General features: G+C 71.5%; 10 protein-coding genes. 9 read left to right on the top strand and 1 reads right to left on the bottom strand.

What is annotated here, in order from left to right:
- Positions 1-393: 393 nt before the first annotated feature.
- Entirely contained in the window at positions 394-2,034 is a 1,641-nt protein-coding gene (locus O5O46_RS16365; protein WP_269856165.1) for an MFS transporter, read from the top strand.
- Between the two features lie 60 nt (positions 2,035-2,094).
- Complete coding sequence (locus O5O46_RS16370; RefSeq protein WP_269856166.1) at positions 2,095-3,330, top strand: acyl-CoA dehydrogenase family protein; 1,236 nt, start codon at positions 2,095-2,097, stop codon at positions 3,328-3,330.
- A gap of 209 nt (positions 3,331-3,539) precedes the next feature.
- Here O5O46_RS16370 and O5O46_RS16375 read toward each other — a convergent pair whose 3' ends face one another.
- On the bottom strand, positions 3,540-3,983 hold the full coding sequence (locus tag O5O46_RS16375; RefSeq protein WP_269856167.1) for a cell division protein SepF: 444 nt from the start codon (positions 3,981-3,983) through the stop codon (positions 3,540-3,542).
- 421 nt (positions 3,984-4,404) lie between these two features.
- Here O5O46_RS16375 and O5O46_RS16380 point away from each other — a divergent pair, with 421 nt between their 5' ends.
- The 7 genes from O5O46_RS16380 (at position 4,405) to O5O46_RS16410 (ending at position 14,273) form a co-directional block, all read left to right on the top strand.
- Positions 4,405-5,679 carry a DUF5685 family protein gene (locus O5O46_RS16380; protein ID WP_269856168.1) on the top strand — a complete coding sequence of 425 codons (1,275 nt, stop codon included), beginning with the start codon at positions 4,405-4,407 and terminating at the stop codon, positions 5,677-5,679.
- 401 nt (positions 5,680-6,080) lie between these two features.
- The gene (locus O5O46_RS16385; protein WP_269856169.1) at positions 6,081-8,045 is read left to right on the top strand and encodes an FAD/NAD(P)-binding protein; all 1,965 of its coding nucleotides are present in this window, start codon (positions 6,081-6,083) and stop codon (positions 8,043-8,045) included.
- A gap of 79 nt (positions 8,046-8,124) precedes the next feature.
- A complete protein-coding gene (locus O5O46_RS16390) occupies positions 8,125-9,147 on the top strand; it encodes an LLM class flavin-dependent oxidoreductase (protein ID WP_269856170.1) in 1,023 nt (340 codons plus the stop codon).
- Positions 9,144-10,481: an NtaA/DmoA family FMN-dependent monooxygenase gene (locus O5O46_RS16395; RefSeq protein ID WP_269856171.1), complete on the top strand. Its 1,338-nt coding sequence runs from the start codon at positions 9,144-9,146 to the stop codon at positions 10,479-10,481. The genes O5O46_RS16390 and O5O46_RS16395 overlap by 4 nt, the downstream gene beginning before the upstream one ends.
- A 161-nt stretch (positions 10,482-10,642) precedes the next feature.
- Entirely contained in the window at positions 10,643-11,734 is a 1,092-nt protein-coding gene (locus O5O46_RS16400; RefSeq protein ID WP_269856172.1) for a S1 family peptidase, read from the top strand.
- Positions 11,735-11,888: 154 nt separating this feature from the next.
- Positions 11,889-12,866 carry a slipin family protein gene (locus O5O46_RS16405; RefSeq protein WP_269856173.1) on the top strand — a complete coding sequence of 326 codons (978 nt, stop codon included), beginning with the start codon at positions 11,889-11,891 and terminating at the stop codon, positions 12,864-12,866.
- A 333-nt stretch (positions 12,867-13,199) separates the two neighbouring features.
- Entirely contained in the window at positions 13,200-14,273 is a 1,074-nt protein-coding gene (locus O5O46_RS16410) for a S1 family peptidase (RefSeq protein ID WP_269856174.1), read from the top strand.
- Positions 14,274-14,278: the final 5 nt, after the last annotated feature.

A 14,278-nucleotide genomic window follows, 5' to 3' on the forward strand; every position in this document is an offset into this window, starting at 1 on the left:
TTCCGAATTTCAGTCCGCTGTTTTCCGCGCAATCCCCGGAATGGGGACGGGTGATTTTCCGGAGCCAGGTTAAATCTGATGCGCCGTCAGGTTTGGGCGCTGGTCGCGTTCCGTTTCAAGATCCTTAACCTGGGAAGGCCAACACCGGGTCAACGTGCGGGGGCGGCGGGGTGACTCCTGAGTGTGACCAAGGCCACCCGCCGCGCACCCCCACCGCTGGCCGGAAGCCGATGGTCGCGCCGGGAAGGCGTCCTGCGCCGGAAGCCGGGCCCTCCCACTCGCGTACCCTGGCGGCTCACCCGCCCCATTTCGCCGGGTGCCGCGGCCAACCGGGCGCGGGCGCCGGGCGGCGTCGCACGCGGGGCGCGAGCGCACACCAGTGGAGGTGCATGGATGACGGGGACGACCACGGTCGGCACCCCGACGGCGGCCGCAGTCCCACGGGCCAGACGGCCGCGTCCGGACACCGGCGGGGCTACCGGCCCCGCCAACCGCTGGACGATCCTGGCCGTGCTCTGCGTCAGCCTGCTGCTCGTCGCGCTCGACGCGACCGTGCTGCACGTCGCGGTCCCCTCGCTCAGCGAGGACCTGCGCCCCAGCGCGATAGCCCTGCTGTGGATCGTCGACGCCTATCCGCTCGCCGCCGCCTCCCTGCTCATCCTCTTCGGCACCCTCGGAGACCGCGTCGGCCGCCGCCGGGTGCTGCTGGTGGGCTACGGGCTGTTCGCCGCCGCCTCCGCGGTCGCGGCGCTGGCCACCACCCCGGCCGTGCTGATCGCGGCCCGCGCGCTGCTGGGCGTCGGCGGCGCCATGATCATGCCCGCCACGCTGTCGATCCTGCGGCAGGTCTTCCCCGACCGCAGGGAACGCGCGCTGGCCATCGGTCTGTGGAGCGCGATCGCGGCGGTCGGCGCGGCGGTCGGACCGGTGCTCGGCGGCTTCCTGGTGGAACGCTTCTGGTGGGGCTCGGTCTTCCTGGTCAACATTCCGCTGCTGGCGGTGCTCTGGCCGGTTGCCCGCCGACTGCTGCCGGAGTCCACCGGCGCGCACGACGGGCCGTGGGACGTGCTCGGGGCCGGGATGGCGGCGCTGGGCATCCTCGGGGTGATCCTCGGCGTCAAGCGGCTCGGCGGCGGCGCCACGCCGTACCAGCCGGTGGTGATCGTTCCGCTGCTGGTGGGGGTGGCACTGCTCTGGCTGTTCGTACGACGGCAACGCGGGCTGCGGCACCCGCTGGTGGACATGCGGATGTTCGCCAGGCCCGCGTTCAGCACCTCGGTCGGCTGCATCGTGCTGGCGATGCTGGCGCTGGTCGGCCTTGAGCTGATCGCCGTCCAGTACCTCCAACTGGTGCTCGGCCTGGCCCCCTTGGAGACCGGGCTGCGGCTGCTGCCGCTCACCCTCGCCGCGATGGCCGCCGGGCTCGCCGGATCGCGGCTGCTGCACCGGCTCGGGCCGCGGCTCATGGTCTGCCTCGGCTTCGTGCTCACCGCCTGCGCCGTGCTGTCGCTGACCGTCATGGGACAGCACGACCGCCCCTGGCTGCTCACCACCGCGTTCGTCGCCCTCGGCTTCGGGCTGGAGACCACCTTGTTCGGGGCGTACGAGTCGATGCTCAGCGACGCCCCGGCAGCCCAGGCGGGCGGGGCCGCGGCGATCGGTGAGACCTCCTACCAACTCGGTGCCGGAACGGGCATCGCACTGCTCGGCAGCGTGATGAACGCCGGGTACGCGCCCGGCGTCCACGGCGTCCCCGGCGTTCCGGCCGCCGCCGGCAACGAGGCGGCGCACTCGCTCGGCGAGGCGTACGAGGTGGCCGACCGGATCGGCGGCGGTACCGGCGAGGCACTGCGCTCCGCAGCCCGCGGCTCCTTCGTGCACGGGCTGCACCTCACCCTGTCCGCCAGCGCCGTACTGCTGCTGCTCGGCGCGCTCGTCGCGCTCCGCCTGCCGCGTAGCGCCGAGACGACGGCGTGCGCGCAGGCCGAGGGCGCTGACCTTGAGGGTCTTTACGACGGGCGGACGCGGCCGTAGCGTCAGCGGCGACCAGGAAAGATCGATCAGCGACGATCGACCGTCCCAAGGAGCACCGGTATGGCAGTGGAGCGCGGCTCCTCGTTCGAGGGCGGTGGCCGGGCGGGCCGCAGTGGCGGCGCGCCGCCGTCCTTCGACCCGCTCGACCCGCTCGGTCTCGACGACCTGCTGAGCGACGAGGACCGCGCGGTGCGGGAGACGGTGCGCCGCTGGGCCGCCGACCGGGTGCTGCCGAACATCGCCGAGTGGTACGAGCGCGGTGAACTGCCCGGCATCCGCGAGCTGGCCCGCGAACTCGGCGCTATCGGGGCGCTCGGCATGTCCCTCGACGGGTACGGCTGCGCCGGGGCCAGCGCCGTCCAGTACGGGCTGGCCTGCCTGGAGTTGGAGGCCGCTGACTCCGGGATCCGCTCGCTGGTCTCGGTCCAGGGCTCGTTGGCGATGTACGCGATCCACCGCTACGGCTCCGAGGCGCAGAAGCGGGAGTGGCTGCCGCGGATGGCCGCCGGAGAGGTGATCGGCTGCTTCGGCCTGACCGAGCCCGACCACGGCTCCGACCCGGCCGGGATGACCACGTACGCCAAGCGGGACGGCACCGACTGGGTGCTGACCGGGCGCAAGATGTGGATCACCAACGGTTCGGTGGCCGGGGTGGCGGTGGTCTGGGCCCGTACTGACGAGGGCATCCGCGGTTTCGTCGTCCCCACCGACGTACCCGGCTTCTCCGCGCCGGAGATCAGGCACAAGTGGAGCCTGCGCGCCTCGGTCACCAGTGAACTGGTCCTGGACGACGTGCGGTTGCCCGCCGACGCGGTGCTGCCGGAGGTCAGCGGGCTGCGCGGGCCGCTGAGCTGTCTGAGCCACGCCCGGTACGGCATCGTCTGGGGTTCGATGGGCGCGGCCCGCAGCTGCTTCGAGTCGGCGCTGGACTACGCCAGGTCACGGGAGCAGTTCGGCCGTCCGATCGGTGCTTTCCAGCTCACCCAGGCCAAGCTCGCCGACATGGCCGTCGAACTGCACAAGGGCATCCTGCTCGCCCACCACCTCGGCCGCCGGATGGACGCCGGGCGGCTGCGCCCGGAGCAGGTCAGCTTCGGCAAGCTCAACAACGTGCGCGAGGCGATCGAGATCTGCCGCACCGCGCGCACCATCCTGGGAGCCAACGGGATCTCGCTGGAGTACCCGGTGATGCGGCACGCCACCAACCTGGAGAGTGTCCTGACGTACGAGGGCACCGTGGAGATGCACCAGTTGGTCCTGGGCAAGGCCCTCACCGGACTGGACGCGTTCCGCTAGGTCTGCGGGGGCGCGGGGCTCAATCCCGGGGCAAGACCCCGGGGCCCCGGGCGGACGGGTACCGCGGGTGCCGTCTCGGGGCATTCTGGCGCCGGGACGGTGAGTGGCCGCGCGTCGGGGACCGGCGGTGCCGAAGCGGCCACGACCCGCGGTGGGCGCGGCGGCGCGAGCCCCGAGCCCCTTTGGGGCAGGCCCCCTGGCCTGCCCCTTCAGCTCTGGTTGAAGAAGCCGTCCGAGGAGCGGCTGCCCGCCGCACCGTCAACCACCCTGTAGTCGGCGGGGGTCAGCAGGAACACCCGGGTCGCCACCCGTTCGATGGAGCCGCGCAGGCCGAAGGTCAGACCTGCCGCGAAGTCCACCACCCGCTTGGCGTCGGCCGACTCCATGGCCGTGAGGTTGACGATCACCGGCACGCCCTCCCGGAACAACTCACCGATGCCGCGCGCGTCCCGGAAGCCGTCCGGGGTGACCGTGGCGATCCGCTGGCCCTGCTCCTCGGCGCTGACCGCGGCGACCCGCACCCGCGGGTCGGTGACCCATTCGCTGGACTCGGGCCCCTCGGTGTAGTCCGTGTACTCCTCGTCGTAGTAGCGCTCGTCGTCGCCTTCGTCGACGAGTCCAAGCCATGCGCTGGCCTTCCGCACCGAACCCATGGACGCCTCCTCTCACGCGCGGTCCGTACCGTCCGCCCTCCTATGGTCGTCCATGATGCGGATGATGCGCCAAGTGGAAAGCCGCCGTACTGGGGATTCGTGACGGTTCTGGTGCAACAGCCGCACATGGCGATGCGTCAGGTAATCGTAGGAATGCGGATTGTGACGGTGTGCAAGGAAGCCACCGTCAAGCCTCTCGGCGGGGTGACGGTGCGCGTCCGTATGGCTCATCGATCGCCGTCCTTCGTGCCCGTCCGGGCGTTTCCCTTCCCGCCTTGGGCCGGGTTCACTCCCGTGCGCGGCCACGTTCCGGGTGGCCGGTAGCATGACGGGCCGATCACGACCGGCGACGACCAGTTGTGACTGTTCGCGATCAAAAATGCGCGCGGTTGACTGTGCCTTTTTGGCTGATGGGGGAGAGTTGTTCGGGATCATACGGCCGTGTCGGCACCGGCTGTCCGAGGGCCTTGCCACCTCGTGGACGGCCCATCTGTGCGGCCTGTGCCTCGCGTTGCGCGACGACCACGGACAGTTGGCCCGGGTCGCCACCAACTACGACGGGCTGATCATTTCCGTCCTGGTAGAGGCGCAGTCCCAGCGCTCCGGCGACTGGCGGCGCACCGCCGGACCCTGCCCGCTGCGCGGCATGCGCACCGCCCCGGTGGCCAAGGGCGAGGGCGCCCGACTGGCCGCCGCGGTCTCCCTCGTCCTGGCCTCGGCGAAGGTACGGGACCACATCGCCGACCGTGACGGGCTGCTGGGGCGTCGCCCGGTGGCCGCCGCCGCCCGCCGGGTGGCGGGCAGTTGGGACCGCAGGGGCGCCTCCGTCGGCGCCGGAATCGGATTCGACACCGCGGTCCTGGTGGACGCGGTGGACCGGCAGACCGGCATCGAGGCGCTGGCGGGCCCCGGCACCCCGCTGCTGGCCGTCACCGAGCCCGCCGAGACGGCCACCGCCGCGGCCTTCGAGCACACCGCGGTGCTCGCCGGACGGCCGGGCAACCGCGCCCCGCTCGCCGAGGCCGGACGACTCTTCGGCCGGCTCGCGCATCTGCTGGACGCCGTCCAGGATCTGACGGCGGACCAGCGGTCCGGCGCCTGGAACCCGCTGACCGCGACCGGAACCAGCCTCGCCGAGGCGCGGCGGCTGTGCGACGACGCGGTGCACGGAGTGCGACTCGCGCTGCGCGAGGTGGAGTTCACCGACGCCAGGCTGGCGCACGTGCTGCTCGTCCATGAGCTGCCCAGGTCGGTGGACCGCGCCTTCGGGACGCTGGGACACCGCTGCGCGACGCCGCCCGTGGAAGGCTCCCACCCGCCGCCCGGCGGCCCGTACGGCCCGTACGGCCCGCCGCGGGAGTACCCGTACGGCGGCCCGCGGCACGGCAACCCGTACCAGAACCCGCACGGCGACCCGTACCAGAATCCCTACGCGCCGGGCGGGCCCGGCGGCGGGTTCCCGCCGCCGGAGCCGCCACGCCGCCGCGACTGGTTCACCGGCTGCGCGATCTGGACCGGGCTTTGCTGCACATGCCAGTTGTGCTGCCGCGACCCGTACCACGACCCGTGGACCGGGCAGCCGAGGCAGGGCTGGTGCCGTGGCGACTGTGACTGCGACTGCTGTGATGCGTGTGAATGCTGCGAGTGTTCCTGCGAGTGCTGCCAGTGTGTGGAGTGCTGCAGCGGCTGCAACTGACGAACGGTGTGAAGGCGTGCGAAGCGTCCTGCGGTAGCCGGGGCGAAGCGACGGGCTGCCCGGAACATGGGCGGATCAAGGGGAGTTCGGGCCGTCTACGCGGTCGGCTACCAGGTCAGCGGCAACACGAGGCGGACCACACTCGACCGAAGTCGATGTGGTCGCGGGTGACCGGCTGATGGGAACGCATGAGCACAGTGGAACAGTCCGGCGCGTGCCCGTCAACCAAGATGAGACGCGGTGCTCACCTTTCGGACAGGCTTGACAGTGGCCCGCACGACGGGCTTAGCCTCAAGCCAGGCCGTCGCCATGTCGTGACGGCCGGACCGCGTTGAGGGGCGCGGTTTCCGTGTGAAGGCAGTTCCCGTGCAGTTTCCACCCGTATGCCACGGAGCCTTCACATGCCTGTGCCCTCTGACTCCCCGCCATATCCCGCGCGTCCCGGGCAGCCGGACGCCTCCGTGCCGTCGCTCGTCATCGTGGGCGCCGGACCGCGCGGTACCGGGCTGCTGGAACGGATAGCGGCCAACGCGCCTGATATATATGGCGGTTCACGCCTCGACATCCACATGGTGGACCCGTACCCGGCAGGCGCCGGACGGGTCTGGCGATACGAGCAGTCACCGCTGCTGTGGATGAACTCCATGGCCGAGGACGTCACGATGTTCCTCGACGAGTCCGTGGAGTGCGCCGGGCCGATCCGCCCCGGCCCCTCACTGGCCCAGTGGGCCGAGCGGGTCAGGGCGGGAAGCATCAGTCCGCCACCCGAACTCGCCGAGGAGATAGGGGGGTTGCGTGCCGACGGCTTCCCGTCCAGGCGGGTGCAGAGCGCCTACCTCGGCTGGGTGTACGAACAGGCGGTGGCCGCGCTGCCGCCCGGGGTAAGGGTGCACCGGCACCCGTACCGCGCGGTACGGGTCACCGGGCCGCTCGACGGCCGCCAGCGGGTCTGGCTGGACGGGGTGGCCGCCCCGCTCACCGCCGACCTGGTGGTGCTGGCCCTCGGCCACCTGGACTCCGAACCGGACCCGGAGCAGCGCGCGCTGTCCGCCTTCGCCGCTCGCCACGGCCTGGTCCACCTGCCGCCCGCGTACACCGCCGACACCGACCTGTCCGCGCTGCGCCCAGGCCAGACGGTCATCGTGCGCGGCTTCGGACTCGCCTTCATCGACCTGATGGTGCTGCTCACCGAGGGCCGCGGCGGACGCTACGAGAGCGACGCGCGAGGGCGGTTGACGTACCGGCCCTCCGGCCGTGAACCGCTGCTCCACGTCGGCTCGCGGCGAGGTGTCCCGTACCACTCGAAGATCGGCTACGGCTGGACCGGGGAGCGCACCCCGCTGCCGCGCTTCTTCGGCCCGGCGGCCGTCGACCAACTGCTGGCCGGGCCAGGGCGGTTGGACTTCCGGCGCGATGTGTGGCCGCTGATCGCCAAGGAACTCGGCTACGCCTTCTACCACCGGCTGTTCACCGCCCACCCCGAGCGCACCCGGGTCAACTGGCCGGACTTCGAGGAGAAGTACGCCGCCGCCGCGCCCGCCAGCGCCGAACTGGACGCGCTGGTCAACGACGGAGTGCCGGACCCCGCCGACCGGTTCGACCCGGACGCCCTGGACCATCCGCTGTCCGGACTGCGCTTCCCGGACGAAGAATCGTTCCAGCGCTACCTGTGCGACTACATCCAGGCCGACCTCGACCGCCGCGCCGACCCCCGGCACAGCCCGGACCTCGCGGTCTTCCTCGCCCTGCTGGCGGTCTACGGGCAGTTGGTGCGGATCATCGGCTCGGGCAGGCTCACCGCCCGCTCCCGGATCGCCGACCTGGACGGCTGGTGGCACGGCTTCTTCAGCTACTACGCCTCCGGGCCGCCCGCCCCCCGGCTGCGGCAACTGCTGGCGCTGTCCCGGGCCGGGGCCGTACGGTTCCTCGGCGCAGGCCTGACCGTCGAGGCGGACCGCGAGCGCGGGGTGTTCCGGGCCTCAAGTCCCGGCGTGCCCGGCACGGTTGAGGCGACGGCGCTGGTCGAGGCGCGGCTGCCGGGGCCTTCGGTGCACCGCTCCCGCGACCGGCTGCTGCGCTCGCTGGCCGAGGACGGCGCGGGCGGCGAGGAGATGCTGTGCGACGGCGACCACCTGCTGCCCACCGGCCTGCTCGCGGTCGACCCGGCCGACGCCCGCCTCATCGGCCGCGACGGGCGCCCGCACCCGCGCCGCCTCGCCCTCGGCCCGCACACCAACGGGCGCGCCTACGCGGCCTTCGCCCGTCCCCGAACCAACGCCCCCGCGTTCCGGCAGAACGACGCCACGGCCCGGGCCGTCCTCGCCTTCCTCGGCGAGCGGCCCGGCACCGCACGGCTCAGTGCCTGAACGCCTCAAACTCGAAGGAAACCCCATGCCACTGACCGACCCGGCCGCCGCCGCGCGCCGCTGACCAGGGGAGACAACGATGCCTGCCCCCACCCGGCCGCTGCACCTGGCCGCCGCCATCGACGCCCCCGACCAGTACCAGGCCGCGTACTACGTGGAGTTGGCCCGGCTCGCCGAACGCGGCTCGCTGGACTTCGTCACCCTGGACGACTCCCTGGCGCCGCCCGCGCCCGGCACGGGACGGCTCGACGCGCTCACCGTGCTGTCCAGGGTCGCGCCGAGAACCCAGCGGGTCGGACTGGTGCCGACCGTCACCACCACGCACACCGAGCCGTTCCATGTGTCCGCCGGCCTGGCCACCCTGGACTGGGTCAGTCGGGGCCGCGCGGGCTGGACCGTGCGGGTCTCGGCGACCGAGGCCGAGGCGGGCCATGTGGGACGCCGCCCGGTCGCACCACCGGTCGCGCTGTGGCGGGAGGCGGACGAGGTCGCCGATGCGGTGGCCCGGCTGTGGGACAGCTGGGAGGACGACGCGGAGATCCGCGATGTGGCGACCGGACGCTTCGTCGACCGCGACAAGTTGCACTACGTCGACTTCGTCGGCGAGCACTTCTCGGTGCGCGGCCCGTCCATAGTGCCCAGGCCGCCGCAGGGGCGCCCGGTGATCGCCGTGGACGCCACCGATGAGGCCGTACACGCCTTCGCGGCGCGCCATGCGGACGTCATATATATAAGGACCGAGGACCTGGATACCGCCCGCATCGTCCGGCGCACCATACGGCAGTTGGCCGCCGGCGCCGGACGCGACCCGGACCGGCTCACCGTACTCGCCTCGATCCAGGTCCAGCTGATCGACCCGGCGGACGCGGTGCGGCTCGCGGAGCGCATCGCCGACTGGTTCCGCGACGGCGCGGCCGACGGCTTCCACATCCGTCCCACGGCACCGCTGCGCGACCTTGGACGACTGGTCGACGCCACCGTTCCGCTGCTGCAACAGCGGTGCCTGTTCAGGCGGTTCTATCCCGGTGACACCCTGCGCGACCACCTCGGCCTGCGCCGACCTTCCAACCGCTACGCTCGCCCGCAGGAGGCTTCCCGATGACCAGCGGTGTACACCGCGCCAGGAAGCGGATGCATCTGGCCGCGCACTTCCCCGGTGTCAACAACACCACCGTCTGGCAGGACCCGCGCTCGGGGAGCCAGATCGACTTCTCCTCCTTCCAGCACCTGGCCGAGACCGCCGAGCGCGGCACCTTCGACTTCTTCTTCCTCGCCGAGGGGCTCCGGCTGCGGGAGCACAAGGGCCGCATCCACGACCTGGACGTGGTCGGCCGGCCCGAGGCGATCAGCGTGCTCGCCGCGCTCGCCGCCGTCACCGAGCGGCTGGGGCTCGCCGCCACGGTCAACGCCACCTTCAACGAGCCCTACGAACTCGCCCGCAGGCTGGCCTCCTTGGACCACCTCAGTGAGGGGCGCGCGGCATGGAACGTGGTGACCTCCTCCGATGCGTTCACCGGGGAGAACTTCCGGCGCGGTGGATATCTTGACCGCGCGGACCGCTATACACGGGCCGCCGAATTCCTTGCCACCGCACGGGAGTTGTGGGACTCCTGGCCGCTGGACGAGGAGCCCAGGCCGTTCGTACACCACGGCCGGCACTTCGACATCCACGGTGAGTTCACCGTGCCCCGCTCCCCGCAGGGCCACCCCGTGGTCATCCAGGCGGGCGACTCCGCCGAGGGCCGCGAGTTCGCCGCCTCGGCCGCCGACGTCATCTTCACGCTGCACGGCACGCTGGAGGCGGGACGCGCCTTCTACGCGGACGTCAAGGGCCGCCTCGCGCGGTACGGGCGGCGGCCGGAGGACCTGAAGATCATGCCCGGGGTGACCTTCGTGCTCGGGGACACCGACGCCGAGGCGGCGGAGAGGGCGGTCGAGATCCGCCGCCAGCAGGTCTCCGGGCAGACCGCGATCGTCTTCCTGGAGCAGGTGTGGGGGCGCGACCTGTCCGGATACGACCCGGACGGCCCGTTCCCCGACGTCGATCCGGAGCCGGAAGGCCAGGTGACGATGGGCCGGGTACGGCACGGAGACCGGCTGGCGACCGCCGCCAAGTGGCGCGAGATATCCGAGCAGAAGCAGTTGTCTATACGGGAGACAGTCATCGAGGTGACCGGACGCCAGTCCTTCATCGGTACGCCGGAGACGGTGGCGGGTGCGCTGGACGAGTTCGTACAGACCGACGCCTGCGACGGCTTCATCCTGGTGCCGCACCTCACCCCCGGCGGACTCGACGAGTTCGTGGACCGCGTGGTCCCGCTGCTGCGCGAGCGCGGTTCGTTCCGTACGGAGTACGAGGGCAGCACACTGCGCGAGCACCTCGGGCTGCGGCAGCCCGCAGAGTCGGAGGATGGTACCGGATTGGACAACCACTGATATCGCGTCAAAATCGGTCGGCGAACTGACGCCGGGGGCCGTGCCGACGGCCCCTACGGTTGGGAGGACATGCCATGCCATGTCCAAAAAGGCGCCCTTGTGCGGGAGTTGGGGCGTCCGGATACTCCGCGACAGCGCTCTCCACCGCACAGGAGGCATGAGTGAGGATCAAGCGCAGCGTCCACAACCGCCGCCCCGTCCACCACCGCCCCCGACTCGAAAGACGTGCCCTCGCCACGGCCGTCACCTGCGCACTGCTGGCCGCCGGAGTCATCGCCCTGCCCGCCGCCGACAGCGCCGGGGCCGCCCCGGAGTACTCCGACGTGCCGGCCTCCGCCGCCGCCCTGGCCGGCGCCCTCGGCAGCACGGCGACCGCGGGCTCGTACTACGACAACGCCGACCGGACCACCGTCGTCAACGTCACCTCCGAAGCCGCCGCGCGTTCGGTACGGGCCAGCGGAGCGCGGGCCCGACTCGTCAGACACAGCACGGCACAACTGGACGCGGTGGGAGCGCGCCTGCGCTCCCTCGACATCCCGGGCACCGCCTGGTCGGTGGACCCGCGCAGCGACCAACTCGTGGTCAGTGCCGACCGTACGGTGAGCGGCGCACAGCTCGCCGCGCTGCGCGCCACCGCCACCCGGTACGGCGACGAGGTGCGGGTGCGGCGGGTGGACGGGCGGTTCGACCGGCTGCTCGCCGGCGGCGACCCCATCTACGGCGGCGGCTTCCGCTGCTCGGTCGGCTTCAACGTCCACAAGGGCGATGTGCGCTACTTCCTCACCGCGGGGCACTGCGGGAAGGTCGCCGCCCAGTGGTTCGCCGACCCCGGACAGTCCAAGCTGGTCGGCACCACCGTCGACTACACCTTCCCCGGCCACGACTACGCACTGGTGCGGTACGCCAACGCCACGCCGTCCCATCCGGGGGCGGTCCGCGGCCAGGTGATCACCAGGGCCGCCGACGCGTACGTCGGCGAACCGGTCAAGCGGCGGGGCAGCACCTCCGGCGTGCACAGCGGGGAGGTCACCGGGCTGAACGCCACCGTCGACTACGGCAACGGCGACGTCGTCTCCGGCCTCATCCAGACCGATGTCTGCGCCGAGCCCGGCGACAGCGGCGGCGCCCTGTACTCCGGGGACACCGCGCTGGGCCTGACCTCCGGCGGCAGCGGCAACTGCCTGCTGGGCGGTACGACGTACTACCAGCCGGTGACCGAGGCCCTCGGCCACTACGGGGCGAGCATCGGCTAGCGGTCACCACCGCCGACCGGTCGACTACCAGGAGTAGCCGACCGGTCGGCGGTGTGCGTCCCACTGACGGTTGCCGCCGTGAGGCGTACCGTGAGGTACGAGGACATCTCACGATGCCCGCGGTTGGCTGGTACGGCGACGGCAGGGGGCCGTGATGGTCGTGGACGTGGTGTCGGCGGTGCTGGCGTTCGGCGTGGTGTACTTTCTCGCGGGCGCCCGCGTCATCCAGCAGTTCGAGCGCGGGGTGCTGTTCCGTCTCGGGCATGCGCACGAGAAGCTGCGCGGGCCCGGGTTCACCATGATCGTGCCGGTCGTCGACCGGCTGCGCAAGGTCAATCTGCAGATCGTGACGATGCCCATCCCGGCCCAGGAGGGCATCACCCGGGACAACGTCACGGTGCGCGTCGACGCGGTGGTGTACTTCAAGGTGCTCCACCCCCGCGACGCCATCATCAATGTCGAGGACTACCGGTTCGCGGTGCTCCAGGTGGCGCAGACCTCGCTGCGTTCCATCATCGGCAAGAGCGATCTGGACGATCTGCTCTCCAACCGCGAGAAGCTGAACGAGGGCCTGGCGCTGATGATCGACAGTCCGGCGCTCGGCTGGGGCATCCAGATCGACCGGGTGGAGATCAAGGACGTCTCGCTGCCCGAGACGATGAAGCGGTCGATGGCCCGGCAGGCCGAGGCGGCCCGGGACCGGCGGGCCCGGGTGATCAACGCGGACGCCGAGTTGCAGGCGTCGAAGAAGCTGGCGCAGGCCGCCGCGGCGATGTCCCATGAGCCCGCCGCCCTCCAGCTGCGGCTGCTGCAGACGGTGACGGCGGTGGCCGCCGAGAAGAACTCGACGCTGGTGCTGCCCTTCCCGGTGGAGCTGCTGAGGTTTCTGGAGCGAGCCGCGCAGAACCCGCAGCAGGACGCGGCGGCTGCCGTGGCCCCCGCGTCGGCGCCCGCCGCGTCGTCCGTCGTGATGCCCGAGCCGTCCACGGCGAACGAGATCCCCGGCGAACCGCCCGGTGTGGAGCCGTCGGTTGAGGCGCAGCCCGCCGAACTGTCCGACGGCGAGCTGCCCGAGGTCCGGCTGGGCGAGGCCGAGCCGGACGCCGGAACCGTCACGGAGGACGGGAAGTAGGACCTGGCGCCCAGCCGTTGACCGTTAACCGGACACGGTCAGCGCTTATAGGACAGCGCTTACTGTCACAGGATTCTCACAGCTTCTTCATAGGTGGCCGATTCGTGGTGGTAGGGGCGGGGCTTTCGCGCGCCCAAAAGGGGTACGGGGGGCGATCCGCGTGTTCGTGGTGGGGGATTCCAGCCTTGGCGTAGACCGGAATTGGACCTTGCATGTCATCAAGTGGTATCGGGATACTCGTCGGCGCAGCTTGGCATGCACACGACTCATCCCTGCAACTCCTCCGGGCTCGGCCACCAGGTCGGCAGCCCAACCCCCCACAGGAGGTTCGAGTTGAGCAACCGGCGTATTCCCACCAGACGTATCGCCCTCGCCGGCGCGGGAGTTGCCGCGCTCGCGGCCAGCGCCATCCTGCTGCCCAACGCCAACGCGGCCACCGCCGCTCCGGCGGCCCTGAACCAGGCCACCGCCGTCAAGCTCGCTTCCACCCTCGCGACCCATCTGGGCGACCGTGCGGCCGGTTCGTACTACGACGCCCAGGCCAAGCGGCTCGTCGTCAACGTCACCGGCCCTTCGGACGCCGACGCGGTGCGCGCCGCCGGTGCGGTGCCCAGGACCGTCAAGTACTCCACCGCCCAACTGCACGCCACCACGGTCACGTTGAACAAGCAGGCCCGCATACCCGGCACCGCCTGGTCGGTGGACCCGCGCAGCGACAAGGTCGTGGTCACCGCGGACCCGACCGTGACCGGAGCCAACCGGAACAGGCTGGACAAGGCCGTCAGGTCACTCGGCGACAAGGTGACGTTCCGGCAGGCGAAGTCCCCGTTCAAGCCGTACATCCTCAGCGGTGACGCCATCTGGGGCAGCGGGGTGCGCTGCTCGCTCGGCTTCAACGTCACCAAGAACGGTGCCCCGTACTTCCTGACCGCCGGACACTGCGGCAACGCCTCGCAGACCTGGTCCGACAGCCAGGGCGGCTCCGAGGTCGGGCAGACCGTCGACTCGCAGTTCCCCGGCACGGACTACGCGCTGGTGCAGTACGACGACCCGAACAGCGACCACACCAGCGCGGTCGACACCTACGATGGCAACCAGCAGACGATCACCCACGCCGCCGACGCCACCGTCGGCGAGCAGGTGGAGCGCAGCGGCAGCACCTCGGGCCTGCACAACGGCTCGGTCACCGGACTTGACGCCACCGTCAACTACTCGGAGGGCACGGTCTCCGGCCTGATCGACACCAACGTCTGCGCCGAGCCGGGCGACAGCGGCGGTGCGCTGTTCGACGGCGACGCGGCCCTCGGTCTGACCTCCGGCGGCAGCGGCGACTGCACCTCCGGCGGTGAGACGTTCTTCCAGCCGGTCCCGGCGGCACTGAGCGCCGAGGGCGCGACCATCCCGTAAGGACC

The sequence above is a fragment of the Streptomyces sp. RPT161 genome (assembly GCF_027533845.1).
GTDB lineage: Bacteria > Actinomycetota > Actinomycetes > Streptomycetales > Streptomycetaceae > Streptantibioticus_A > Streptantibioticus_A silvisoli_A.